Source organism: Nocardiopsis sp. iso_237, from assembly GCF_056173345.1.
This window is the reverse complement of the sequence record NZ_CM149669.1, coordinates 1459581-1484213: the sequence shown is the minus strand read 5'-3', so window position 1 is coordinate 1484213 and position 24633 is coordinate 1459581. Positions and strand designations below refer to the sequence as shown.

Sequence of the window (24633 nt, the reverse complement as noted above, 5' to 3'; positions counted from 1 at the left end):
GACCGGCGGGCGGTCGGGCGACTCGGCAAGGGGGTTCCCATAGGAGCGAGGGTGAGGCACCGGGGTCGCCCTGTCAACCACCCCGAACCGACACAAGGGGGACCAGCAGGGATAAGATAGGCGTGCCTAACCTTAGTCGAACGGAGTCTCATGTCCCCCGGTCCCGCCCCGCGCACGCTCGCGTGCGCCCTGGTCCTCCTCCTGCCCCTCACCGCGTGCGGGACCGCTGACGACGCCCCCGGGAACGACGCCGCGTCCCAGGCCGAGGACGGAGCCTTCCCGGTGACCGTCGAGCACGAGTTCGGCAGCACCACCATCGAGGAGGAACCCACCCGCGTGGTCACCCTCGGTGTCACCGACGCCGACGCCGTCCTGGCCCTGGGCCTCGTGCCGGTCGGCAACACCGGCTACACGTTCTACGAGTCCGGTCTCGGCCCGTGGACCGACGAGCTGGTCGGCGACGCGGAACTGACCCGGATCGACTCCGACTCCGAGCCCAACATCGAGCAGGTGGCCAGCCTCGAACCCGACCTCATCATCGGTGTCTCCGCCGGGTTCGACGACAGCACCTACGAGACGCTCTCCCAGATCGCGCCCGTGGTCGCCCGGCCGGAGGGGGTCGCCGCCTACACCGTGCCCCGCGACGAGGCCACGGAGACCATCGCCACCGCGCTCGGGCGTCCCGAGGAGGGTGCCGCCCTCAACGCGGCCACCGACGAGCTCTTCGAGCGGGCCCGCGCCGACCACCCCGAGTTCGAGGGCCTCGACGGGACCGCCGTCCTGCCCTACGACGGCAAGTACGGCGCCTACCTTCCCGGCGACGCCCGCGGCCGGTTCCTCATGTCGCTGGGCTTCACCATCCCCGAGGCGATCAGCGAGCGGGACACCGGGGACGGCTTCTTCGTGGAGCTGTCCACCGAGCGGGTGGACCTGCTCGACGGCGACCTCCTGCTGGTGATGAGCGACGACGAGGACTTCGACATCACCGAGGGGGCCAGCGTGTTCGAGTCCCTGGACGTGGTGCGTGAGGACGCCGTCGTCACCACCTCCCTGCACGAGCGCGGCGCGGTCACCTACAACTCGGTGCTGTCCGTCCCCTACGCGCTGGAACACCTGGCTCCGCGCATCGGTGACGCCCTCACCTAGGGCCGCCGGTCAATTCGCGTGCGGCACGGCGCCGGGTCCGGTAGGAAGGGGGCCCGGCACCGTGCCGGAAGCACACGAAGGAAAGGGAGGGACAACGCGATGAACGTTCCCGACGCCCCCACCGCGCCCGAGTCCCACCGACCGGCGGAGCACCGCTGACCCCTCGGGCGCCCTCCCACCGGAGTGTGCAGTGACCACCGAACACGACCGCCTCACCCTGCGCCCGATCACCGGGCGCGCGGAGCTGGACCTCTTCAACCGGCTCCCCTACACCCTCAACCACGAGCTCTCCGACGACCTCGGCGCCGGTCGGCGCCGCCCCGAGTGGATGTGGGTCGCCCTGCGCGGCGACCGCCTCGTCGCCCGGGCCGCCTGGTGGGCGTCCCGGGAGGACGACACCCCCTTCCTGCTGGACGTCCTCGACGTCGACGACGCCGCCGCCGACCGTGTGGACGCCCTGGAACGGCTGCTGCGCGCCGCCCTCCCCCGGGTCCTGCCGCCCGGCACGGTCCCGCCGGACCACGTCCGCCACGTGCCCGCCGACTGGGCCGCGCGTGCGGAGACCGCCCGTCCGGTCCGGGAGCGGTTGACCGCCCTGGAGCGGTCCGGGGCCCGCCTCTTCGTGGAGCGGCTGCGGCTGGAGTGGCTTCCCGGGACCCCGATCGCGCCGCCGGGCGGACGCCTGTCGTTCCGTCGGCCCCGGGACAGTGAGGAGCTGCTGGGCCTGATGGCCCGGGTCCTGGAGGACACCCTCGACGCGCACAGCCGCGAGAACCTGTCCCGGAACACACCGCGCGCTGAGGCCGAGCGCCACTTCGCGGAGGAGATGGGCCGGTACACCAGCCCCCGGGACTGGTGGCGGATCGCGACCCTGCCCGACGGCGCGCCCGTCGGGTTCGTCACGCCCGGCCGCAACCACTACAACCCGGTGATCGGCTACGTGGCGGTCCTGCCGGAGCACCGGGGCCACGGGTACGTGGACGACCTCCTGGCCGAGGGGACCCGTGTCCTGGCCGACCTGGGCGTTCCCCGGATCAGGGCCGCGACCGACGTGGGCAACACCCCGATGGCGGGGGCGTTCCGGCGGGCCGGGTACACCGACTTCGAGCACGCCCTGCACTCGACCTGGGCCTGACCTCCGAGGGGTCGGGCCGCCCGGTCCGTCCCTGGGCTGACCAGGCGCCCACCCCTCGTAGGCTGAGGTCCACGGCGCGGTCCCGCGCCCGCACACCGCCGCCACGGCACGACCCGGATCGGATCTCCTTGTACCTGTCCCGCATCAGCCTCGACCCCAAGCGCAGCGCCGGAATGGACCAGTGGGCGGTGATGGGCCGCGCCGTGCGCCGGGCCCTGGACCCCTCCGCCGAGACCGACGCCCGGATGCTCTGGGTGCGCCTGTCCCCCACCATGCTGGTGGTCAGCTCCGACACCGCTCCCGCCTGGGGCAAGGTCCCCGGCGCGGTCTCGGCGTCGATCCAGCCGATGACCCGGCACGTGGAGGGTGAGACCGTCCGTTGGGAGCTGGTCACCGCGCCGACCGCGCAGCGCGAGGTGGCCCCCGCCGAGGAGGGCGGGAAGCCGCGCAGCAAGAAGGTCGCGCTGCCGGAGGAGGAGTTCGAGGCGTGGCTGGACCTCAAGCTGGGTGAGGCCCTCCAGGTGACGTCGGCGCAGTGGAAGCGCCTCGGCGGCCGACCCGCGCGCCACCACTTCACCGGCGAGGCCGTGGTCCGGGACAGCGAGGCGCTCCAGGACCTGGCGCTGCACGGCGTCGGCGGGGGCACCGCCACCGGCGCCGGGCTCCTCCTCACCTCGCCGCTGGAGGCTCCCTAGCCGCAGGGCACACGGGGTGGAAAACCCACCAAGACGGGATTTTCACGAAAAAGCTCTCATTTCACCCATCTGTCGCAACCTCGCGTAGGAGTGTTGCAATCGGCGGACAAATCATGAAGGTTTTCTCCTAAGCCCGAGCTGACCGTCGCACACGGGCACCCGCAGGAGCGCCCGACGGGGGCGCCCCGCGGCCCCGGCCGTGCGGCGCAGGCCTGAAGGAGCAACCTTGGCGTACCCGAACCGGAACCGACCGTCCAGACACCACGAGGCCTCGGCTCCGTTCCCCCGCACCGCCGCACCACGCCCCCGGACCGCGTTCCTCGCGGGAGCCCTCGCCACGGCCCTGACCGCGGCGCTGTTCCACGCTCCGCAGGCCGCGGCCGCACCGGAACCGGTGAACCGACAGCCCTGCGAGACCGACCCCGAGGCCCCGCCCAAGCACCAGATGCGGGCCGAGTGGATCGCCGGGGTGCAGAACATCGACTGGCCCACCGAGCAGGGTCAGAGCCCGGAACAGCAGCAGGCCGACCTGACCGACCTGTACGACGAGGCCGTCGACAACGGGCTCAACGCCGTGTTCGTGCAGATCAGACCGACCGCCGACGCCTTCTGGCCGTCGCCGTACGAACCCTGGTCCGAGTGGCTCACCGGTGAGCAGGGCGGCGACCCGGGGTACGACCCGCTGGCGTTCGCGGTCGAGGAGGCGCACGCCCGCAACCTGGAGTTCCACGCCTGGTACAACCCGTACCGCGTGGCCATGCACGACGACCCGAACGCCCTGGTCGAGGACCACCCGGCCCGCCAGAACCCCGACTGGGTGTTCGAGTACGGCGGGAAGCTGTACTACGACCCGGGCATCCCCGAGGCACGCGAGTTCGTGATCGAGGCGATGATGCACTCGGTCGAGAACTACGACCTCGACGGCGTGCACTTCGACGACTACTTCTACCCGTACCCGGTCTCCGGCGAGGAGATCCCGGACGCGGCCACCTACGCCGAGCACGGTGCCGGGTTCGACGACATCGCTGACTGGCGGCGGAACAACGTCGACCTCATGGTTCAGGGCATGAGCGAGGCGGTGAACTCCGTCAAGCCGTACGTGAAGTTCGGCATCAGCCCCTTCGGTATCTGGCGCAACGCCAGCACCGACCCGAACGGCTCGGACACCAACGGCTCGCAGTCCTACGACAACCAGTTCGCGGACAGCCGCAAGTGGGTGCTGGAGGGCTGGCTCGACTACATCAACCCGCAGGTCTACTGGGAGATCGGGCTGCCCGTCGCGGACTACGCCGCCCTGGTCCCCTGGTGGGAGGAGGTCGCGGAGGGCACCGGCACCCACCTGTACATCGGTCAGGCCGCCTACAAGGTCGGCAACGCGGGCGCCTGGCAGGACCCGAACGAGCTCTCCTCGCACCTGGACTTCAACCGCGACCACCCCGGGGTCCAGGGGGACGTCTACTTCAGCGCCACCTCGCTGCGCACCAACGCGCGGGAGGCCATGGGGATCCTCGTCGAGGACCACTACTCCAGCCCGGCGCTGGTCCCGGTCAAGGAGGACCTCGGCGGGACCGTCCCGGCCCCGCCCAAGGTGACCGCGAACGGCGGGGGCACCCTGGAGATCGCGCCCGGACCGGGCGAGGCGCCCGCGTACTACGCGGTGTACGCCTTCGACGGCAAGCCCGTCCGAGGGCAGGCGCCGTGCGGGATCGAGGACCCGCGCAACCTGCTCGGCACCGTGCGCGCGGGCGACGACGGCACCGCGGTCTACGCGGTTCCCGAGTCCGCCGACACCACGTACCACGTGACCGCCGTGCACCGGCTGCACCACGAGAGCCGCGCCAGCAAACCGGCGTACCTGCCCTAGCGACGACCGAGGGGCCCGGCACCGACCCGTGCCGGGCCCCTCGCGTGTGCGGCGCGACCTCCCGGAACGGTGCGCGCGACCCGATCACGTACCCCATCGGGGTAAGGGTATGCTGGCGCACATGTCGCCGTCGGAACCGAGCAGCCGTGCGGGACTCGCCTGGACGCGGGTCCTGCTGATCGCCGCGCTGCTCATCGGGTTCTCGGCCATGCACACCCTGGGCCACCTCCAGCACGAGGCGCACGCCTCGACCGCCGCGGTCCAGTCGGCCCAGCCCACACAGGCCCCGCACGCGGATTCCCTGTACGCCGCGACGGACGACCACGGCACGCTCGAACGCGTCGCCGCGAGCGTCTCCCCCGCACCCTCCGCGAGCGTGTCGGACCTTCCCGAACTGGACCCGACCTCAGTCTGCCTCACCCTCGGGTCCTTCGTGGTCGTGTTGCTGGGGGTCGCCGCCGTCGCCTTCACGCGCTGGCCCGGGGCACCGGCCGAACCCGTGGCCCCGTTCCGCAGCGCTCCCCTGCCGCCCTTCCCCACCCCCGACGAACCCTCGCTGGCCCGCCTCCAGGTGCTGCGCGTCTAGATGCCCGCGCGGACCCGGCACGCCCGTGTCGGCTCCGCGCCCACGCGCCACCGACGGCCGCGCCGGACCCGGTTCCCGCGCGGCGAGGAGACCACCGAGAGGAAGGGTCGACATGACCCCGTACCAGCGTGCCCTGAAGAAGCGAGCCCTCGGCGCGGCGGCCGCCGCACTCGCCACCGCCCTGTTCGCCACCGCCTGCGGCGACGGGGGTGACGACGCCGCCGACACCACCTCGGAGAGCGAGGAGCAGGTGGCGGAGCACAACGACGCGGACGTGATGTTCGCGCAGATGATGATCCCCCACCACGAGCAGGCCGTCACGATGGCCGACCTCGCCGACACCCGCGCGGGTGACGAGGTCAAGGAGCTGGCAGTGGAGATCCGCGACGCCCAGGGGCCCGAGATCGAGCAGATGGAGACGCTGCTCGACTCCTGGGGGGCCGACCGCGAGTCCGAGATGGACCACTCCGACATGGACGGCATGCTCACCGAGGAGCAGATGACCGAGTTGGAGGGCGCCGAGGGCGAGCGGTTCGACACCCTGTTCCTGGAGTTCATGGTGCTGCACCACGAGGGCGCCGTGGACATGGCCCGCACCGAGCTCGACGACGGCGTCAACCCCGAGGCCCGCGAGCTGGCCCAGGAGATCATCGACGCCCAGGAGAGCGAGATCCAGCAGATGAACGAGCTGCTGGGCGTCGAGGACTCCGGCGAGGACGGTGCCGAGGCCACCGAGGAGGGCGACCACTCGGAGCACTGAGGTCCACGAGGGGGCGGCGCCCGAAGCGCCGCCCCCGTGAACCGAGGTCGGACCGAGAGGGAGAGACATGAAAAACGGAACACGCACACGGGCCCTCACCGCGATGGCCGCGGCGGGACTGATCACCGTCGCCTCCGCCTGCTCGAACGGGGACGGTGACAGCGCCCAGGCGGGGGCGGGGGCGGGGGCGGCCTCGGGCAACACGGTGGGGGTCGCCCTGCCCGAACAGGCCCAGCACGTGCACGGTGCCGGGGTGGACCCGGAGTCCGGCGAGGTCCTGGTGGCTTCGCACGCGGGCCTGTACACGCTGCCCGCGCCGGACCGCCGCACTCGGGAGGCGACGGTCCCGACACACGTCGGCCCGGCGATCGACCTCATGGGATTCGCGGTCCAGGGCCCCGGCCACTACCTGGCCAGCGGGCACCCGGAGGGCGACACGGACATGCCGAACCCGGTCGGGCTGATCGAGACCCGGGACGGCGGCGGCAGCTGGGAGGCCCTCTCCCTGGCCGGGGAGTCCGACTTCCACGCGCTGGCCTCCGCCGGTGACCTGGTGGTCGGTTTCGACGGCGCGCTGCGCGCCACCGAGGACGGCGTCGAGTGGACGGACCTGGACCCGGACGTGGAGGCGGCCGCCCTGGCCGTCTCGGACGACGGGCGGACCGTCGTGGCCACCACCCAGCAGGGACCGGTCCGTTCCACGGACGGCGGAGCCGGGTTCGAGGCGGTCCCGGACGCTCCCCCGCTGGCCCTGGTGGACTGGGTCCCCGGGGGTTCGACGGTGTTCGGAGTGGCGGTGGACGGCGGCGTGTACCGCAGTGACGACGCCGGTGGGAGCTGGGAGCGCACCGGTGAGCTGCCCGGTACGCCGGAGGCGTTGCACGCCGACGAGGACCAGGTCATCGTGGTGGCCGACCTCCACGTGGCTCGTTCCACCGACGGGGGCGCCACCTTCGACGGCTGGTGACGCCCTGAGCGCCGGGGCTCCCCCCTCCGGGGGGAGCCCCTCCGGGCCGGGTCAGCCCGTGGTGGCGGGGATGACGCTGCCCTGGTACTCGTCCTCGATGAACTGGACCGTCTCCGGGGAGGTCAGCAGTTCGACGAGGGTGGCGACGCGGGGGTCGTCGGCGTTGTCGGAGCGGGCCGCGAGGACGTTCACGTAGGAGTTGCCCTCGACCTCCTCCAGGAGGATCGAGTCCTCCTCGAAGTCCAGCCCGGCCTCCTGCGCGTAGTTGTTGTTGACGATGGCCGCGTCGACGTCGTCCAGGGAGCGGGGCAGCTGTGCCGCCTCCACCTCGCGGAAGTCGAGGTCGAGGGGGTTGTCCTCGATGTCGTTCAGGCTGAAGGTGGCCTCGTCGATCCCGTCCGCGAGGGTGATCAGGCCGCCCTCCTCCAGCAGGAGGAGCGCGCGGAACTCGTTGGTGGGGTCGTTGGGGAGCGCGACCTCGGCGCCCTCCTCCAGCTCGTCGAGGGAGTCGACACGGTTGGAGTAGAGGCCGAGCGGGGGCAGGTAGATCTGCTCGACGGCGACCAGGTCGGTGCCGTTGCCCTCGTTGAACTCCAGGAGGAACGGCTCGTGCTGGTAGAGGTTGACGTCCAGCTGCCCCTCCGCGAGGGCCGTGTTGGGGGCGATGTAGTCGGAGAACTCCTGGATCTCCAGGTGGAGGCCGGCGTCGGCGGCCAGTTCCTCCTGGACGAACGCGAGGATGTCACCGGCCGGGACGGCGGTGGCTCCGACGACGAGGGTGTCGGCTCCGTCGGAGGGGGCCGAGGCGTTCTCGGAGGGAGCACCGCAGGCGGTCACCGCGAACAGGGCCAGAGCGGCGGGGACGGCGAGTGTGGCGCGGCGCATGAGGGTCCTTTGCGTACTGCGGGCTTGTGGTTCAGGAGACGGGAGGAACGTCCCGAATTTCCTATTAACCCGATCTTAAATCAGAGATAACCGGGAATCCCAGCCCTCGTGACCAACCGCACAGGCCCTGACCAGCCCGAAGGGCGATGGTCAACCCTTGAAGGATCGCACACCGCTCACCGCGGGTCCCGCGCCGGGGTCACCGAGCGCCGCGCTTCGGAAGAGCCCGTCCCGCCGGGCTTGTACGCGGGACCGCTGGCGCCTAGCATCCAGCAATGCGGACCCCCCACCCCCTTCCCGACCGCCTGACCGGCTGCCTGATCGGCGGCGCGGTCGGTGACGCGCTCGGCGCCCCCGTCGAGGGACTCGGACTCGACCAGATCCACGAACGCCACGGCCCCCAGGGGCTCACCGAGTACGTCGAAGGCTCCTACGGGATCGGTGCGATCACGGACGAGACCCAGCTGACCCTGCGCACCTGTGACGCCCTCGTCCGGGCCTCCGTACGCGCGCGGAACAGGGGGATCGGCGGGGCGTCCGTGGGCATGGTGCTCGACGCCTACCTGGAATGGGAGCGCATCCATCGGGACGACGGCCCCGGGCCGCTGGACTCCGACGACCCCCTGAACGCTCCTCGCGGCTACGGCGCCGCCACGGTGGCGGCGCTGCGCCAGGCGCGGAACCGCCCCGCGCCGGTCAACAACTCCAAGGGATGCGCGGCCGTGGTGCGGGTGGCCCCGTGCGGGTTCGGTGTACGCGCGGCGGAGGACGCCTTCGAGCTCGCGACCCGGGTGGCGGCGCTGACCCACGGACACCGGACCGCCCACCTGGCCGCGGGGGTGTTCGCCGCGACCATCTGGGGGCTGGTCCGGGGCGGGGAGATCACCGCCTCCCTCACGCGGGCCCGCGAGCTGCTGGAGGAGCGGACCGGCCACGAGGAGGTCTCCCGGGCGCTGGACGCGGCCGCGGCGAAGGCCGACGCGGGTGTCCCCACCGCCCGGGACCTGGCCGAACTCGGTCACGGGTGGACCTCGGAGGAAGCCCTCGCGGTGGCGGTGTGCGTGGCCCTGCGCGCCGACGACCTCGCCCGCTCACCAGGAGAACCGAACGTGTCCGGGATCGGCCGGTCCGCGCTGCGGCTGGCCGTCAACCACTCGGGGGACAGCGACACCCTCGGGGCGCTGTGCGGGAGCCTGGTCGGCGCCCGGTACGGGGTGCACGCCTTCCCCGGGGACTGGCAGTCCCGGCTGGAGGTGCGGGGCCACGTGATCGGGCTGGCCGCCGACGCCGCGCTGGAGTACGGCCCCTGCCCGCCCTCGACCGAGGACGAATCCTGGACCGGGGTGTCCCCTAGGCGTCCGCGCGTTCGAGTTCGAGGTAGCGCTCCTCGACCCTGAAGCCCAGGGCCGTGTTGATGGCGCGCATGTACCCGTTGCCCACGGCGTTCCAGGTCCGCACCGCCGGGCGGTCGGGGAAGTCGCGGATCAGGCGCTCCAGGTTGTGGACCTTGAGGGCCAGGCCCAGGCGGTGGCCCCGGTGCGCGCCCGCCACCAGGGTGTCCTCCTGGCCCACGACGTCCTCGCCCTCCACCAGGGACAGGACCGTGAAGCCCGCGAGCTCACCCGAGGGCGCCTGCGCGACGGTGACCAGGGCGACCGTGCCCGTCGCCGCGCGCCGAGCCTCCAACGCGCGGACGCGTTCCACGTCCCAGACCTCGGGCGCGTACGTCAGGTCCCCGGCGGGCATGTCCCGCTGCATGACCGTGTACAGGTCGGCGTAGGCCTCGACCAGGTCGTCGGGGCAGGCGCCGGTCCACTCGAGCATCCGGTAGGCGCCGGTGTCCGGGCGGAGCCGGGCGAGGAGTGCCGGGTCCACGGGCAGGTCCAGGAGGAGCGAGTCCTCCTCCAGTCCGACGGTGAACCCGTGCGCGAGCGCGAAGCGGGCGCCGGGCCAGGTCTGCCTGGACTCCCCGGCCGGGACGGGGACCTCGGTGGCCGCGACGGTGCGTCCCAGCTCCGCCATCTCCCGTTCGGCCACAGCCAGGAGCCGGGTTCCCAGACCGCGTCGGCGCCGGTCGGGGACGACGGTTACGGACACGTCGGCGTGTTCGGTGTTCTCCTTCAGGCCGAGCTCCAGCATCAGGGTGCCCACCACCCGGTCCCCCTCGTGGGCCGCGTGGAGCTGGTAGGCGATGTCGTCCCGCTCCGTGGTCACCGATCCGCGCAGGGCCTCGCGCGGGATGGCGGCCCCGGTCCCCCGCCCCTCCATCCAGGCCTCCCGGTAGGCCTCGTACCAGGACTCGAAGGCGTGGGCGTCGTGCGGGTCGATCCGGGCGATCATGTGCGTTCCTCCAGGCGTGACGTCGGCCCCGACATCATGCACGGACCGGACCCACCGGTGCCACGGGTTTTGCCCGTGTCCGCCACCACGTCCCGGAACGGCCGGGTGGGCCCGGCCGTTCGCGGGTCCGGTCAGGGTGCCTCGGCTGGCTGGGGGACGCCGACGGCCTCGGCCAGGGCGGCGCCGAAGGCGGCCATTCCCCTGGGCGTTGGGGTGCAGGGGGGCCGCGACGCTGGTGGGGACCAGGCCCTCCAGGTAGCGCTCGCGGGGCGGCGCGCACACGTCATGCCCCTCGCTGGCGGCGGCGAGGTCGACGTAGGTGCCGCCGTGCGCGAGGGTCTGCCGCTCCAGCACCTCGTTGAGGTGGTTCACCGATCCCTGGATGTAGTCGGCGTCGCGGCCCCACACGGGCTGGACCGGCCAGCAGCCGCCCTCGCGGACGTAGGTTCCGTAGCCCGCGACCACGATCTCGGCCTGGGGAGCGCGGTCCCGGATCTCCGTGAGGGCCTGGTCGAGCACCGGCTCCCAGGCGTCGATGTCCCCGGCGACGCGGTCCGTGGTGCCGCCCCGGGTGAAGCGCTCCTCGCAGGAGAGGCCGAGCGGCTCACGCAGGAGGTTGACGCAGCTCAGCGCGGCGCCGACCAGTTCGACGTCGTTGCCGCCGATGGTCAGGGAGACCAGGTCGGTCTCCTCGCTCAGGGCGTCGTACTGCGGGGCCAGGAGCCCGAACTGCCGACCGGAGAAGTCGGAGACCTTGGCCCCCGAGCAGGTGACGTCGGTGAGGTCGGCGCCGAGCAGGTCGGCGGCGACGCGGGGGTAGTTGCGGTCGGAGCGCAGGCACGCGATGTTCGGGTCCTGGTCCGGAATGAGGGGCCCGGCGGCCGCGGAGTCCCCGAGCGCGACGTAGGCGAGGGGTTCGGCCTCCCGCTCGTCGGCCTGGACGGCAGAGCCCGTAGCCATCCCTATACTCACAGTGACCACGGTGGTCACCGCGATCCTGGTCAACCCTTGCCTGCCCACGGGGCCTCCGTTGGTCCTCGTCTTCGTGTGGCGCTGCTCTCACATGATGTCGAGCCCCGACTGCCCGTGGGAGTGAAAACCACGGAGAGTGATCGGACTGATGCCTTCCGTCCCGCGTTTCCGCAGGTCGAGGATGTGCCCTCGGACTTTGGTGACCCGCGGCCAGAACGCGGGCTTCACGGTGGCCTCCGGGGCCCCTCGCCGCACTGGAAACCCTTACGGGGTACTTACTCCAGGCGGGTAGAAGGGTGCAGACGACTGCCATCCGGGCCCCGGCCCATGGAAGAAAAGAAGAGCGATGTTCAGTGACGTGATCGACTGGTTCAAGGGTCTGTTCGGAGATACGGCGGAACAGGTCACGGACGGGGTGACGCAGGGCCTGGACCAGGTGGGCGGCGGAGCCGAGGAGGCCATGGGCACCTTCCAGGAGACCGGCCAGGACCTGGTGGGTCAGGACTACGGCCAGTACGCGGAGGACGCCCTGGGCGGCGTGACCGAGGGCGTCACGGACCAGGTGTCCGAGGGCGTCCAGGGGTTCCAGGACCAGGCGGAGACCCTCGGCGGTATCGCTGAGGACCCGATGGGCGCCGCCGCGGACGAGGCCCGGGACCGCTTCGGGCAGGGCTGACCCCACAACGGCGCGGGTGTCCCCGGGTGACCGGGGCACCGGGAAAACCGCGTGACCTCCAGGACCGAGCGGGTTAGCCTCCCCGGCCCCGGTGCCCGCCGTCCGGCGAGGTGCCACGACCGTGGTCGGTCTGGCGTTCAGTGCTGAGGCCCCACCCTGTGGGGACGGGCGGGTGAGCTCCCCCGGAGACCCCGGGCCCGTCATGCGATGAGTGACGGACCCGAGCCGCGCGAGGCTACTCGGCGGGAGCAGCCTGGCCCAGGAACCTCTCAGCGACCACCTGGCCAAACAGAACCTCTCCGGTCGGATCGAAACCCACGCCCCGGTAGAAGCCCTCGGGGCCGCCCTCTCCCGGTACCCACAGGACCGTGATGCGGTTCTGCCTGCGACGGCGAGCCTCGCGGGCGACCGAGTCCACGGCGAACCTGCCGTAGCCCCGGCCCTGGTGCCTGGCGGACACGTTCAGTCGCCAGATCCCGCAGCGGAAGGCATCGATTTCGCTGTCGGGGTCGAAACCTCCCATGACGAAACCGACGACCTCGTCACCGGCGAGGACCAACCGGGGCCAGGCCACGTTCGGCGGGGCCGCGTAGGCCTCCGCCAGGGACCGTTCCACGGGGGCGACGAAGCGTTCCTGGTTGGGGTGGACGCGCAGGTCACAAGCGGCTCCGACGTTCTCCGGGGTGATCCTGGCGAGACGGGGGGCGGGGGGTGTGTCGTTCATGGCACGACTGTAGGACGGCCCAACACACGAAAAAGCCGCTGCGGAATCGAGCCGGGCGTCACCGCCTCCGGGGCCGAGTCGAGCATCGAGCGGCCGCGCCCACGATGGTTCCGTGCCCCCACCGGACTGCGGGCGCGGAAACGATCGGCCGACACCCGTGCGCCGGGACCGCCACATGCTGACTACTCCACGTAGCATTCTCGTTACCCAAAGTCGATGTCGATTCGCTCCGGAGTCCCCGTGAAACTGCCTCTGCGCCCCCACCAGCTGGTCCTGCGCCTCGCCACAGGCGCCTCCATCCTCAACTCCGGGCTGAACAAGCGCGGCGCCGACGAGGACACCGCCATGGGGCTGCACGGGATGGCGGTCGGCACGTACCCGTTCCTGGACAAGATCGACCCGGTCACCTTCGCCCGGCTCCTGTGCGCCGGGGAGATCACCCTGGGCACCGCGCTGCTGGTGCCGCTCGTGCCGAACCGGCTCGCCGGGGCCGGGCTGAGCGCCTTCGCGGTCGGGCTGCTCGGCATGTACCTGCGCACGCCCGGAATGCGCAAGCCGGGCAGCCTCGCACCCACGGCGAACGGTACCCCCCTGTCCAAGGACCTCTGGCTGCTGGGCGCCGGACTCTCGCTGGTGCTGGAGGGCTGCGACAGGGACTGAACCCGACCTCCGGGTTCCGGGCGGGGGACGGCTACTGTGGTGCGGGCCCACCCCTCCCCGACCCGAAGGGCCACCCCCGTGTCCTCCTCCCCTCGTCGCACCGCGCTGGTCACCGGCGCCTCCTCCGGGATCGGGGCCGCCGTGGCCGCCGCCCTCGTCGAACGCGGCTACCGCGTGTTCGGTACCAGCCGCGCCCCGGAGCGGGTCTCCGACCCGTTGCCCGGGGTCGAGTACCTGGCCCTGGACCTGACCGACTACGCGTCCGTCGAGGCCTGCGCGCGTGCAGCCGGTGAGGTGGACGTGCTGGTCAACAACGCGGGCGAGAGTCAGAACGGGCCGATCGAGGAACTGCCCATGGACGCCGTGGAGCGGGTGTTCCGGCTCAACGTGTTCGGCGCGGTCCGCCTCACCCAGCTGGTCCTGCCGGGGATGCGGGCCCGCGGGTACGGGCGCGTGGTGATGGTGGGGTCGATGCTGGCCAGCTTCCCCCTGGCGTACCGGTCCTCGTACGTGGCGACCAAGGCGGCGGTGAAGGGGTTCGCGGACGCCGCGCGGCGCGAGGTCTCGCCGTTCGGGGTGGGCGTGACCACGGTGGAGCCGGGGTCGATCAACACGGGGATCAGCGAGCGACGCACCCAGTACGTGGGCGACGACTCCCCCTTCCGGGACGAGTACCGGACCATGGTGGACACGCTCAACGCCAACGAGGCCAAGGGAATCTCCGCCGAGCGGGTGGCCCGGACGGTGCTGGGCGCGATCGAGGCGAAGCGGCCGCGCCCGCTGTACGCGGTGGGCAGCAACGCGCCGCTGGTGTTCGCGCTCCGGCGGCTGCTGCCCCGCGCCGCGATGCTGCGCGTCGTGGCCCGCAAGCACGGCCTGGGGTGAACCGTCCCTCCGGGGAGCCCGCCGTGAGCTGGCGCGTCGAGTCCCTTAGGTTGGCCCTGACAGGGATCAGACCGTCCGGAGGTACACGCGTGACCAGTGTCGTGAAGTTCAACGTCCTGACCGTTCCCGAGGGTGAGGGTTCCACGTTGGAGGAGAGGTTCGCCAAGCGGGCCGGACTCGTGGAGAACCAGGAGGGGTTCGAGGAGTTCCAGCTGCTGCGGCCGGTCGAGGGCACCGACAAGTACCTCGTGTACACCCGCTGGCGGTCCGAGGAGGACTTCCAGAACTGGGTGAACGGGCAGGCCTTCCGGAAGGGCCATGCCCAGGCCGCGGCCGACGCCAGGAAGGACGGCCACGCCCACGGCGGTCACGGCGGACCGGCGGCGACCAACAGCGAGATCTGGGGCTTCGAGGTCGTCCAGCACGTCAAGGCGGGCTGAGCCGCCTCACCCCCGCGACCGCTCCGGTCTGCGGGCCTCGACCAGGAGACGGGACGAGTGGGCCACGAACGGTCCCCGCTCCTCGATCTGTTCGTGCAGCTCCCGGAGCCGGTCGCGGTGGGCGTCCACGGTGAAGCCGGGGACCATCCACACGACCTTGCGCAGGAAGTACACGACCGCGCCGACGTCGCGGAACTCCATCCGGAGCCGTTCCGACCTCAGGTCGACGACCTCCAGCCCGGCGGCCTCCGCCCCGGCGCGGTCGTGGTCAGGGTGTCGGGCCTCGCGCGTCTCCTGCGGCTGTGGGCCGAGGAAGTACTCGACCAGCTCGAACACGCTCGACGGCCCCACGTGCTGCGCCAGGTAGGTGCCGCCCGGGGTGAGGACGCGGGCGATCTCGTCCCACCAGACGGTGACGGGGTGCCGGGACACGACCAGGTCGAAGGCGGCGTCCGCGAAGGGCAGCGGGGGTCGGTCGGGGTCCGCGACCACGGCCACACCCCTGGGGTGCAGCAGCCGGGTGGCCTCGACGACGTTGGGCGGCCACCCCTCGGTCGCGACGGTGAGCGGCGGATACACGGGGATTCCGGCGAGGACCTCACCACCGCCGGTCTGGAGGTCGAGGGCGGCGGTGGCGCGGGCCATCCGCTCGCCCATGACGCGCTGGTACCCCCAGGACGGGCGCTGCTCGGTGGCCCGGCCCTCGAACCAGGAGAAGTCCCAGCCCTCGGTCGGTTCGGCGGCGGCCTCGTCGATGAGGGCGTCGAAGTCTCGGATCATGAACCCATCGTCGCCCACCACGACGGCACCGGTCCAACCGCTTTCGTCCCGCCTGTGGACAACCTGCGCCCCGGTCCCGCAAAGGGGTTGCGGCGCCGCGAGAGCGTCGGTACAACTACTAGGGCCGCGCCGACCCCCGGCCGCGGCGACGAAGCGAAAGGAGGCACATCCGATGTTCCCCGTGATCACCGCGTCCGTGTCCTCCCGGGTCGACGACCACCGTTGACCCCGGTGACGGCGGGCGCACACACCGAAGGTGCAGCCTTGACCGTTCTTCCGAACAACCTGACCCTCCGCCCCATCACCGGTCCCGAAGAGCTCGGACTCTTCAACCGGATGCCCTACGTGCTCAACGACGAGCTCGCCGACGACCTCGCCCAGGACCGTCGGCGCCCCTCCTGGATGTGGGTCGCCCTCGACGGCGACCGCCTCCTGGCCCGCCTGTCCTGGTGGTGCCGGACCCAGGACGACTCCCCCTTCCTGTTGGACCTGCTCGACGTGGACGACGACGCCGAGGAGGTCGACCGCGTGGCCGTGGCCGACGCCCTGCTGAGCACCGCCAACGCGGCCCTGTTCCCCGACGGCGTCCCGGTCGCCCAGGGCACCACTCCCCCGCCCGAGTTCCTGCGCTTCGACGTCGCCGACTGGCGCGACGACGAGCGCTCCCGGCGCCGAGTCGGTGAACGCCTGGCCGTCGTCGAGAAGTCGGGCGCGGTCCCGCTCGTGGAGCGTCTGCGCTACGAGTGGAGGGCCGGGAACCCGCTCCCCGAGGACAGCGGCCGCCTGGTGTACCGGGGTGTCGAGGGCACCGAGGACATCCTCGGCCTCATGGCCCGTGCCCTGGAGGGCACCCTGGACGCCCACGACCGGATGGACCTCCGGGAACGCTCCTCCGAGGAGGTGGCGGCGGCCAACTTCGCCGACGAGTTCGCGAACTACTCGACACCGCGCTCCTGGTGGCGGGTGGCGACGCTCCCCGACGGCACCCCGGTGGGGTTCGTGATCCCGGCGCGCAACGCCTACCACCCGATCATCAGCTACATCGCCGTGCTGCCCGAGCACCGGGGCAACGGCTACATCGACGACCTGCTCGTCGAGGGGACCCGCGTCCTGGCACGGGAGGGCGTCACGTACGTCCGTGCCGCGACGGACGTCGGAAACGTGCCCATGGCCCAGGCCTTCACCCGGGTCGGGTACGACACCATCAGCGGTGTGGTCAGCATGACCTGGTCCAGGTAGGTTCCCGACCGCCCAAGGCACGACCTGGTCCAGGTAGGTTCCCGACCGCCCAAGGCACGACCTGGTCCAGGTAGGTTCCCGACCGCCCAAGGCACGACCTGGTCCAGGTAGGTTCCCGACCGCCCGGGGGCAGGGGTTGCGGCCCCTCCCTCGGCGCGGCGTGGCCGGGTCAGCGGGCCCCGGCGATGACGCGGCCGGTCTCCGCGACCGCGGCGAGCAGGTCCTGTGGGTCCGCGGTCATCCCGGCGACCACGAAGTCCACCTCCTCCAACCCGGCTCTGGACAGCAGGGCCTTGTCGTTGGTCACCCACTCCCCCCGTGCGGCCAGCACGGCGTGGGCCGTGTACGAGGCCGCCTGGGCGATCATCCCCGCGCACTGGGCCACCCGCCCGTGCGGGGCGTGGTCGCGCTCCGCGTAGGCGAGGGTGGCCGAGGCGAACCCGCGCCAGCGCGGCGGGGCGCTCCGCCGGAGCGCGTTCGGGTAGCCGGGGCGGGGCAGGTCCCCGACCAGGACCCGGCCCACGGCGAGTTCGGCCACCACCAGGTAGGTGGGGATGCCCACCAGGTGGAACATGAGCGGTTCCACGCGGAACCGGCCGTGCTCGGCCTCGGCCAGCTCGCGCTCCACCACGTCGAGGTCGCGGTAGTGGACGTCCACCGGGCGGCCGTCGATCCGCAGCCAGGCGCCCCCGTTGAACACGCCGTCGCTCCAGCCGCCGATCTCCGAGACCTCGCCCTCCCATCCGACGTCGCGCAGGTCGCGGGGGGAGAACTCCTCCCGGGAGCCGCGGTAGTAGACGGCGAGATCCCAGTCGCTGTCCGCCCGGTGGGTCCCCTGGGCGCGCGATCCGCCGAGGCTGACCGCCTCGACCCCGGGGAGCGCGGCGAGGCGGTCGGCGGTGGCCGTGAGGAAGTGTTCGTCCGTGAGGGTCATGGTTCCCATGATGGCCGTACCGGGCCGGGTCGCGCTCCCCGTTCCTCCCGCCTGTGGAAACCGGTGGCCCACGGTCACCCCGGTTCCTAGGCTGTGGGCATGGAGCTGCCGCGTTTCGAGGATCCCGCCCTGCGCGACCTGCGCCCGGAGGAGGTGCACGTGGGGCTGTCCGGGGCCCGGGTGTTCCGCCTGTACGACGGCACCGGCCGCCCGGTCGCGGTGTTCAAGGGGGTGCCGACCGACCGCCCCGACCTCGCGGAGGAGCTCGACGACGAGATCTCGCGGACGGTGTGGATGGCACGGTTCGGCCTGGCGACGCCGCGTGTCCTGGAGTCCGAGCCACGGCCGGAGGGGCCGTCGCGGTGGGTGGTCTCCACCCACCTGCCCGGCACACCGGCCCACGAGCCGGGGGCGGCACGGGAACACCCCCGGTTGGTCGAGGTACTGGCCGAGGCGGCGCGCACGATCCACGCGTCGCACGTCGGCCGAGTGGTGTTCCGGGAGGGACTGGCGGAGAACCTGGAGCAGGCCCGGGAGCGGGTGACGGCGGGTCTGGTCCAGCGCTCCTGGCGGGGGAGCCGGTACGAGGGCACCGACCCGGCCCGTGCTCTGGCGGAGGTGGAGCGGCGGGTGGAGCGGGCCGGTCCCCTGCCGGAGGTGGTGACCCACGGGGACTTCTGCCTGCCGAACGTCCTGGTCACCGCCGACCTCGGGTGGGGGCTCGTGGACCTCGGCCAGGCGGGGATCTCCGACCCGCACCGGGACCTGGCCGCGATGGTGGGGAGCCTGCTCAGTCACCTGAACCCCCACTTCGGCCAGGCGGACGCGGACCGGTTCCTGGACGCCTACGGCCGGGACCGCGTCGACCCCGAACTGCTCTCCCTGCACTTCGGAGTCGACGACTTCTTCTGGCCGGTGCCCCGGGGGTGACACGTGGCCCGGTGGTTCAGGGTTCCAGGGCCCCGTCGCCCCGCTTCCCGTGACCGTTTCCGTTCCCGTTGCCCTTGCCGTTGCCTCCGTTCCCGCCGTTGCCGTTGCCGTTGCCGCCGGACGACGGACCGCGGTTTCGCCTGTGCTGGCGGCGGAGCCTGCGTGACCGGGCGGACAGCGGCGCGCGGCGGCCCCGCTGGACTCCGGAGCTCTCCGCCGTCTCCGCCTGGAGCGCCCGCACCAGGGAGAACATCATGAAGAAGCCGATCACGAAGAACGGCAGCCCGAACACGATGATCGTCTGTTGCAGCGCGTCCAACCCGCCCACGCCGGAGGCCGTGAGCACGGTCGCGGCCACCACACCCTCGGTGATGCCCCAGAACACGCGCTGGCGGGTCGGGGACTCCTCCGTCCCCGAACAGAGCATGTCCACCACCAGGGACGCGGAGTCCGACGAGGTGGTGAAGAAGATGATCACGATGACGATGCACATGGCCGAGACGAAGGTGGTCCACGGGTAGTGCGTGAGGAAGGAGAACAACGCGCCGGGGATGTCCCCCTGGCCGACGACCTCCTCCACCAGGCCGCCGCCCTGGTTCATCTCGATGTCGAAGGCCGACAGGCCGAACACGCTGAACCACACGATGCTGAAGGCCGTGGGCAGCCCCAGCACACCCAGCACGAACTCGCGGATGGTGCGGCCCCGGGAGATGCGGGCGATGAAGATGCCGACGAACGGCGACCACGTGATGGTCCACGCCCAGTAGAAGACCGTCCACGTGCCCTGCCAGCCGGTGTTGCCGAACGTGTCGTTCCAGAACGAGAGCGGTATGAGCCACTGCGCGTACACGCCGGTGGTCTCGATGACTCCCTTGGCCAGGTAGAGGGAGGATCCGGCGGCGAACACGAACACCAGCAGCGCCACCGCGATGATGATGTTGATCTGGGAGAGCCACTTGATGCCCACGTCCAGGCCGGTGGCCACGGAGATCACGGCGACGCAGGTGACGATGGCGATGAGGATCAGTTGGTTGACACGGCTCTCCTCGACGCCGAAGAGGGTGTTGAGCCCGCTGTTGATCTGCATGGTGCCGAGGCCGATGGTGACCGCGACACCGAAGAGGGTGCCCAGGACCGCGAAGATGTCGATCACCCGGCCGAAGGGCCCGTTGATCCGGTCACCGAGGAACGGGTGGAAGATCGAACTCACCCGGAAGGGCAGGCCCTTGCGGTAGACGAAGTAGGCGAAGGCCAGGGCGGGCAGGCAGAAGATCGTCCAGGTGTGCAGGCCGAAGTGGTACAGCGTGAAGCCCATGGCCTGCTGCGCGGCCTCGACGGTCTCGGGCGCGGCGTTTCCCTGCGGGGGATTGGCGTAGTGGCTGATGGGTTCGGCCACACCCCAGAACATGAGGATGCTTCCGATTCCAGCCGCGAACAGCATGCAGAACCACGTGAGGTTGCTGTAGTCCGGTCTGCTGTCGGGCGGGCCCAGACGAATGTGCCCAAAACGGCTGAAAGCGATCCAGATGAGAAAGATAAGAAAGGTGGTCACACCGAGGATGTAGAGCCACCCCAGGTGCGACAGGATCCACTCGGACGTGGCACCGAAGACCAGGTCCACCTGATCGGTGAAGGTGATCGCGCAGACCACGAACAACACGGTCAGCGACGCCGAGACGAAGAAGATCGCCGGGTTCGTCTCCAGACCCAGCTTCCGTGCCAGTTTTTCGATCATACCGGCTGCTTTCTGGTGGTTCGGGCTGGTTCGACCAGCGGGGCCCATCCTTTCCCCGACCAGTCGGCCTCGGGCAGAGAGGCGCAAAGGGCAGACGTCTTCTCTTTGGTCACATGCCCACATTCTGACAGCGAAACCGGCCCTCACGGGACAAAGAACCACCACCCCGAGAAAGCCCTCTGAAAACGGTCGACAAAAGCTGACAAAACTTCATCGGCTCATGTTTCACCAGAAAAGGCGATAAAAGCCACCGAACCGGGGTCAGGGTCAGCCTCCAGGCGGTACCGCCGACCGGTCCCGGGACGGCCGTGAAAGGAGGTTCGTCGCGTGCCTGTGGGGGAAGGAGGGCCTGCGAACCGACCCCCCGACCGTTCGACCCTGGGAGTGCCTCGTGGAAGCAGTGCTGTTCGACATGTTTGGTGTGGTCGCCATGGACCAGTCACCGACGGTCCGCGCCGCGATGGTGGAGTACTCCGGACACGACCACGCCGCCTTCTGGGCCGCGTACTGGGCCCCGCGCCAGGACTACGACCGGGGCGACCTGGACGGGCCCGCCTACTGGCGCGCCGTGGGAGAACTGCTCGGTGAGCCCTTCGGTCCGGAGCGGATCGAACGGCTGGTCGCGCTGGACCTGGACAGCTGGTCGCGGCTGAACGAGGACTCGGTGGCGCTGGTGACGGAGCTCTCCGACGCGGGCGTGCCGCTCGGGCTGCTCTCGAACATCCCCCCGGAACTGGCGGCGCGCTTCGAGGAGAGACACTCCCGCGTACTGGACCTGTTCCCGACGCGGGGGCTCTCCTGCCGGATCGGCCACGCCAAGCCCGAGGTCGGGGCCTACCGGTGGTGCCTGGAGCGCATGGGCGTCCCCGCCGGTGAGGTGTTGTTCGTGGACGACAACCGGACCAACGTCGAGGCCGCCGGGAAACTGGGGCTCCGGGGACACGTGTTCACGTCGGCGCCCGAACTGCGGCGGGCGCTGGGCCGGGACTGAGCACGGGCTGGTGGCGGTCGTGCGGCCGCCACCAGTGGCGCGTCGGTGTCGTCGGTGTCGTCGGTGTGGTCCGTGGCGGTACCGGTCAGGCGTCGAACTCGCGCAGGAGCTCCGCGACCCTCTCCGGCTGCTCGTACAGGGACAGGTGTCCCGCCCCCTCGATGGTCCGCACGTCGGTGTTCAGGAACCGGCGGGCCGGTCCGTGCAGGCGCGCGGGCGAGAAGAACGGGTCGTGCGACCCCGTGGCGACCCGGACCGGGATACCGGACCAGGCCAGGAAGGACTCCGCGTGCAGCGGGGTCGGCGTGGAGTGCGTGCGGCAGTGACGGGCCACCAGCGTCAGCCACTCGGCCTCGGAGCGGTGCTCCTCGCAGCCGGTGTCCGTGGACGGACCGCTGAGGAACTCGATCAGCCTGGTGCTGGTCTGCTCGTTGGGGTGGATCATCCACGGCAGGGTCGCCCGCATCGACTCCGAGCTGACACCCGCCGCGGTCAACCCGGCCGGGTTGAGCAGGAGCATCCCCGCGACGAGCGGGTTCGGGGTCGAGGACAGCGCGATCGCGGCGCCCCTGGAGTGGCCCAGCACGATGACGGGGCCGTCCGTGATCTGGGGCAGCAGGTCGTCGAGCCACCCACCGTAGGCCTCTATCCGGGCGCCCGCGGTCCGCTGGTTGCAGCTCAGACCCGGCTGTCCCGGAAGGTCGACCAGCAGGACCGGCCGGTCCGCGGCGAGCGCGCGGGCGGCGGGAACCGTGGTGGCGGCGTTGAAGTTGGTGCCAGACAGGACCAGGACCGGGGTTCCGCTTCCACCCGAGGCGCGGAAGGCCTGTGTGGGGCCAAGCCGGGTCTCCATGGGCGGAAGGGGTCCGAGTTCGGGCCACTGGCTCAGGGCTTTGTGGCACCAGGCGTGCACTGACCGCTCAGCGGTTACGGAGCGGTACACGCGCGCTGTGCGCAGGGGGACGACGGTCATGGATCTGGTTTCGCGTAGAGAGAGATGTGGTGTCCGCCGCGTGAACTTTCCCGGCGCACCAGAGAGGACTGTACGCCTCTGTTCGGCCCCCCGCCACTCCGGAGCGGGGGCACCCGGTGTGGTGTCGCTGACCAGCCGCGCACAACGGACTCCTACCCTTCCCGATGTGTCACGGGTTGTTGGTGTTTGCCCTGGTGTAAGGGTTGCTCATCTCGTCCGAAAGTGGACATTCGGCCGAGTGAAGTTTGGTACGGACCCGGTGCGGTTCTGGGCGTTCGGGATCCGATGACCACCCCTGAGACCAGACCTCTGATCCCATGACGTGCACAGAGGGTGATGGGATGTTCGGGGCCCGCCGAGCGGGACTCGGCGGGCCCGGGGAGGGTGACCGTGACGAGGAACACGGCCGGGTCGTCGGCTAGTTGACCTCGGCGGGGTCCGGGCCGATCCGGCCGTCGCGGTCGAGCGAGCCGATCCGGTCCATGTCCTCGGCGGTCAGCTCGAAGTCGAACACGTCGAAGTTCTCCCGGATGCGCGCCGGGGTCACCGACTTCGGGATGACGACGTTGCCGAGCTGGAGGTGCCAGCGCAGGACGACCTGGGCGGCCGACTTGCCGTGGCGGGCGCCGATCTCGACCAGGACGGGGTCCTCCAGGAGCCCCTTCCCCTGCCCCAGGGGGCTCCAGGCCTCGGTGAGCAGGCCGTGGGCGGCGTTGGCCGCGCGCATCCCGGACTGCGAGAAGTAGGGGTGCAGCTCGATCTGGTTGATCGCGGGCACCACCTCCGCCTCCCCCACGAGGCGCTCCAGGGTGGCGGCCGTGAAGTTGGACACGCCGATCGCCCTGGCGCGGCCCTCGGCGTGGACGCGCTCCATCGCCTTCCAGGTCTCGACGTAGGTGTCGCGCGCCGGGGTGGGCCAGTGGATCAGGTACAGGTCGACGTAGTCGGTGCCCAGGCGCTCCAGGCTGGCGTCGAAGGCCCTCAGGGCGTTGTCGTGGCCCTGGTCGTCGTTCCACAGCTTCGTGGTGAGGAAGATGTCCTCGCGGGCCACGCCGGAGTCGGCGATGGCGCGGCCGGTGCCCTTCTCGTTGTCGTAGATCCGGGCCGTGTCGATGCTGCGGTACCCGGCCTCGATCGCGGTCGAGACGGACCGGTGGGCCTCGTCGTCGGGGACCTGCCAGACACCGAAGCCGAGCTGCGGCATGGTGAGGCCGTTGTTCAGTGTGACGTACTGCAAGGGGATGCCTTTCGACGGTGGCGTGCGGGTCGCGACTCGGGGCTCGCCACGACCCCGCGCAGGTGGGGGCCGGTTCCGGCCCGCCCGCGCGACCCGAGGGTAGACCCGAGCGGCGCGCGGCGACCAATCGGATCCCCGCCGGCGCCGGTGGCCCGGCTGGTCAATCCCGGCGACACGGCCGGGGGAAGGGGGTCGCGGTCGCCTCGGTCGGTTTCCGAAGCGCGGGACCAGCGGGGAGCAGCCGGGATACGGTCGCCGCATGAGCGAGCCGACCCGCCTCCAGGTGGTCCTGCCCAACGAGTCGCCCCGAACCCCCGCGCGGACCCTCGTCGACCTGGGCGTACGCGCCGAGGAACTGGGCGCCCACACCGTGTGGCTGCCCGACCACCTCCTGCCGCCCGCGCCCTACGGCACCGCGTTCGGGGGCGTCTACGAACCCCTCGTCACCCTGGCGTACCTGGCGGCCCGCACGGAACGGGTCCGGCTGGGCACGTCCGTCCTGGTGCTGCCGATGCGCGACCCCTTCGTGCTGGCCAAACAGGTGGCCACCCTGGACGAGTTGTCGGGGGGCCGGTTCACGCTCGGAGTGGGCGTGGGGTGGTCCCGCGAGGAGTTCGCGGCGGTGGGGTCGGACTTCGCCACCCGGGGCGCCCGGGCGGACGAGGCGCTGGCGCTGCTGCGGCACCTGTTCGAGGGTGAGGGGGGTTTCCACGGCCGGTTCCACGAGTACGAACGCGGGGTGTTCGCGCCGCGTCCGCCGCGACGGGTGCGCGTGATGGTCGGCGGGGGCTCGGAGCCGGCGCTGCGCCGAGCGGCCGCGTGGGGCGACGAGTGGCAGGGCGTGGACCCGGACCCGGAGGTCTTCCGCGCCGCCCGCACGCGGCTGGGTGAGCTCACCCACCGCCCGGTGGCCACCGGGGTGCGGATGGCGTGGACCGGGGGCGAGGAGGAGTTCGCGCGGGCGGTCGCGCGGTTCCGTGAGCTGGCGACCACCGGCGCGGACTCCGTCGCCGTGTGGTTCGGGGAGGCGGAGGGCTTCGGGGAGCGCATGGTGCGGTTCGTGGCCGCACTGCGCTGAA

General features: G+C 71.5%; 24 protein-coding genes. 16 read left to right on the top strand and 8 right to left on the bottom strand.

The window, feature by feature from the left end; translation table 11 throughout:
* Nucleotides 1–150: 150 nt before the first annotated feature.
* From AC0VYM_RS06815 to AC0VYM_RS06785, 7 genes are all read left to right on the top strand, one after another.
* Complete coding sequence (locus AC0VYM_RS06815) at nucleotides 151–1146, top strand: iron-siderophore ABC transporter substrate-binding protein (protein WP_475460234.1); 996 nt, start codon at nucleotides 151–153, stop codon at nucleotides 1144–1146.
* 190 nt (nucleotides 1147–1336) lie between these two features.
* A complete protein-coding gene (locus AC0VYM_RS06810; protein WP_475460232.1) occupies nucleotides 1337–2281 on the top strand; it encodes a GNAT family N-acetyltransferase in 945 nt (314 codons plus the stop codon).
* 128 nt (nucleotides 2282–2409) lie between these two features.
* On the top strand, nucleotides 2410–2976 hold the full coding sequence (locus tag AC0VYM_RS06805; RefSeq protein ID WP_475460230.1) for a type I-E CRISPR-associated protein Cas6/Cse3/CasE: 567 nt from the start codon (nucleotides 2410–2412) through the stop codon (nucleotides 2974–2976).
* 226 nt (nucleotides 2977–3202) lie between these two features.
* On the top strand, nucleotides 3203–4840 hold the full coding sequence (locus tag AC0VYM_RS06800; RefSeq protein WP_475460228.1) for a glycoside hydrolase family 10-like protein: 1638 nt from the start codon (nucleotides 3203–3205) through the stop codon (nucleotides 4838–4840).
* A 121-nt stretch (nucleotides 4841–4961) separates the two neighbouring features.
* Entirely contained in the window at nucleotides 4962–5426 is a 465-nt protein-coding gene (locus AC0VYM_RS06795) for a hypothetical protein (RefSeq protein ID WP_475460226.1), read from the top strand.
* A gap of 112 nt (nucleotides 5427–5538) precedes the next feature.
* Nucleotides 5539–6186, top strand: a complete 648-nt coding sequence (locus AC0VYM_RS06790; protein ID WP_475460224.1) for a DUF305 domain-containing protein — start codon at nucleotides 5539–5541, stop codon at nucleotides 6184–6186.
* 67 nt (nucleotides 6187–6253) lie between these two features.
* On the top strand, nucleotides 6254–7153 hold the full coding sequence (locus AC0VYM_RS06785) for a F510_1955 family glycosylhydrolase (RefSeq protein WP_475460222.1): 900 nt from the start codon (nucleotides 6254–6256) through the stop codon (nucleotides 7151–7153).
* A gap of 51 nt (nucleotides 7154–7204) precedes the next feature.
* Here the strand turns inward: AC0VYM_RS06785 and AC0VYM_RS06780 are convergent, their stop codons facing one another.
* On the bottom strand, nucleotides 7205–8038 hold the full coding sequence (locus tag AC0VYM_RS06780; RefSeq protein ID WP_475460220.1) for a MetQ/NlpA family ABC transporter substrate-binding protein: 834 nt from the start codon (nucleotides 8036–8038) through the stop codon (nucleotides 7205–7207).
* Between the two features lie 275 nt (nucleotides 8039–8313).
* On the opposite strand from AC0VYM_RS06780, the gene AC0VYM_RS06775 reads away from it, so the two are divergent.
* A complete protein-coding gene (locus AC0VYM_RS06775; RefSeq protein WP_475460218.1) occupies nucleotides 8314–9435 on the top strand; it encodes an ADP-ribosylglycohydrolase family protein in 1122 nt (373 codons plus the stop codon).
* On the opposite strand, the gene AC0VYM_RS06770 is transcribed toward AC0VYM_RS06775, so the two are convergent.
* Nucleotides 9389–11338 carry an SGNH/GDSL hydrolase family protein gene (locus AC0VYM_RS06770; protein WP_475460216.1) on the bottom strand — a complete coding sequence of 650 codons (1950 nt, stop codon included), beginning with the start codon at nucleotides 11336–11338 and terminating at the stop codon, nucleotides 9389–9391. The genes AC0VYM_RS06775 and AC0VYM_RS06770 overlap by 47 nt on opposite strands.
* 358 nt (nucleotides 11339–11696) lie before the next feature.
* On the opposite strand from AC0VYM_RS06770, the gene AC0VYM_RS06765 reads away from it, so the two are divergent.
* Complete coding sequence (locus AC0VYM_RS06765) at nucleotides 11697–12026, top strand: hypothetical protein (protein WP_475460214.1); 330 nt, start codon at nucleotides 11697–11699, stop codon at nucleotides 12024–12026.
* Nucleotides 12027–12261: 235 nt separating this feature from the next.
* On the opposite strand, the gene AC0VYM_RS06760 is transcribed toward AC0VYM_RS06765, so the two are convergent.
* Nucleotides 12262–12750, bottom strand: a complete 489-nt coding sequence (locus tag AC0VYM_RS06760; protein WP_475460212.1) for a GNAT family N-acetyltransferase — start codon at nucleotides 12748–12750, stop codon at nucleotides 12262–12264.
* Nucleotides 12751–12990: 240 nt separating this feature from the next.
* Here AC0VYM_RS06760 and AC0VYM_RS06755 point away from each other — a divergent pair, with 240 nt between their 5' ends.
* The 3 genes from AC0VYM_RS06755 to AC0VYM_RS06745 all read left to right on the top strand — a co-directional run bounded on the left by AC0VYM_RS06755 (nucleotide 12991) and on the right by AC0VYM_RS06745 (nucleotide 14735).
* A complete protein-coding gene (locus AC0VYM_RS06755; protein ID WP_475460210.1) occupies nucleotides 12991–13410 on the top strand; it encodes a hypothetical protein in 420 nt (139 codons plus the stop codon).
* A gap of 78 nt (nucleotides 13411–13488) precedes the next feature.
* The gene (locus AC0VYM_RS06750) at nucleotides 13489–14295 is read left to right on the top strand and encodes an SDR family oxidoreductase (RefSeq protein WP_475460208.1); all 807 of its coding nucleotides are present in this window, start codon (nucleotides 13489–13491) and stop codon (nucleotides 14293–14295) included.
* 89 nt (nucleotides 14296–14384) lie between these two features.
* The gene (locus tag AC0VYM_RS06745) at nucleotides 14385–14735 is read left to right on the top strand and encodes an antibiotic biosynthesis monooxygenase family protein (RefSeq protein WP_475460206.1); all 351 of its coding nucleotides are present in this window, start codon (nucleotides 14385–14387) and stop codon (nucleotides 14733–14735) included.
* A gap of 6 nt (nucleotides 14736–14741) precedes the next feature.
* On the opposite strand, the gene AC0VYM_RS06740 is transcribed toward AC0VYM_RS06745, so the two are convergent.
* Nucleotides 14742–15515, bottom strand: a complete 774-nt coding sequence (locus AC0VYM_RS06740) for a class I SAM-dependent methyltransferase (protein ID WP_475460204.1) — start codon at nucleotides 15513–15515, stop codon at nucleotides 14742–14744.
* Between the two features lie 264 nt (nucleotides 15516–15779).
* On the opposite strand from AC0VYM_RS06740, the gene AC0VYM_RS06735 reads away from it, so the two are divergent.
* On the top strand, nucleotides 15780–16754 hold the full coding sequence (locus AC0VYM_RS06735) for a GNAT family N-acetyltransferase (protein ID WP_475460202.1): 975 nt from the start codon (nucleotides 15780–15782) through the stop codon (nucleotides 16752–16754).
* A gap of 169 nt (nucleotides 16755–16923) precedes the next feature.
* On the opposite strand, the gene AC0VYM_RS06730 is transcribed toward AC0VYM_RS06735, so the two are convergent.
* A complete protein-coding gene (locus AC0VYM_RS06730; protein ID WP_475460200.1) occupies nucleotides 16924–17688 on the bottom strand; it encodes a nucleotidyltransferase domain-containing protein in 765 nt (254 codons plus the stop codon).
* A 99-nt stretch (nucleotides 17689–17787) separates the two neighbouring features.
* Between AC0VYM_RS06730 and AC0VYM_RS06725 the strand changes: the two genes are divergently transcribed.
* Entirely contained in the window at nucleotides 17788–18618 is an 831-nt protein-coding gene (locus AC0VYM_RS06725; RefSeq protein WP_475460198.1) for a phosphotransferase, read from the top strand.
* Between the two features lie 16 nt (nucleotides 18619–18634).
* On the opposite strand, the gene AC0VYM_RS06720 is transcribed toward AC0VYM_RS06725, so the two are convergent.
* Nucleotides 18635–20353 carry a BCCT family transporter gene (locus AC0VYM_RS06720; protein WP_475460196.1) on the bottom strand — a complete coding sequence of 573 codons (1719 nt, stop codon included), beginning with the start codon at nucleotides 20351–20353 and terminating at the stop codon, nucleotides 18635–18637.
* 391 nt (nucleotides 20354–20744) lie between these two features.
* On the opposite strand from AC0VYM_RS06720, the gene AC0VYM_RS06715 reads away from it, so the two are divergent.
* Nucleotides 20745–21344 carry an HAD family hydrolase gene (locus tag AC0VYM_RS06715; RefSeq protein WP_475460194.1) on the top strand — a complete coding sequence of 200 codons (600 nt, stop codon included), beginning with the start codon at nucleotides 20745–20747 and terminating at the stop codon, nucleotides 21342–21344.
* A gap of 85 nt (nucleotides 21345–21429) precedes the next feature.
* Here AC0VYM_RS06715 and AC0VYM_RS06710 read toward each other — a convergent pair whose 3' ends face one another.
* Together AC0VYM_RS06710 and AC0VYM_RS06705 are read right to left on the bottom strand one after the other, a co-directional pair.
* The gene (locus tag AC0VYM_RS06710; RefSeq protein WP_475460192.1) at nucleotides 21430–22317 is read right to left on the bottom strand and encodes an alpha/beta fold hydrolase; all 888 of its coding nucleotides are present in this window, start codon (nucleotides 22315–22317) and stop codon (nucleotides 21430–21432) included.
* Nucleotides 22318–22735: 418 nt separating this feature from the next.
* A complete protein-coding gene (locus AC0VYM_RS06705; protein WP_475460190.1) occupies nucleotides 22736–23554 on the bottom strand; it encodes an aldo/keto reductase in 819 nt (272 codons plus the stop codon).
* A gap of 259 nt (nucleotides 23555–23813) precedes the next feature.
* On the opposite strand from AC0VYM_RS06705, the gene AC0VYM_RS06700 reads away from it, so the two are divergent.
* Nucleotides 23814–24632, top strand: coding sequence for a TIGR03619 family F420-dependent LLM class oxidoreductase (locus AC0VYM_RS06700; protein ID WP_475460188.1), 819 nt, complete (start codon nucleotides 23814–23816; stop codon nucleotides 24630–24632).
* Nucleotide 24633 lies beyond the last annotated feature (1 nt).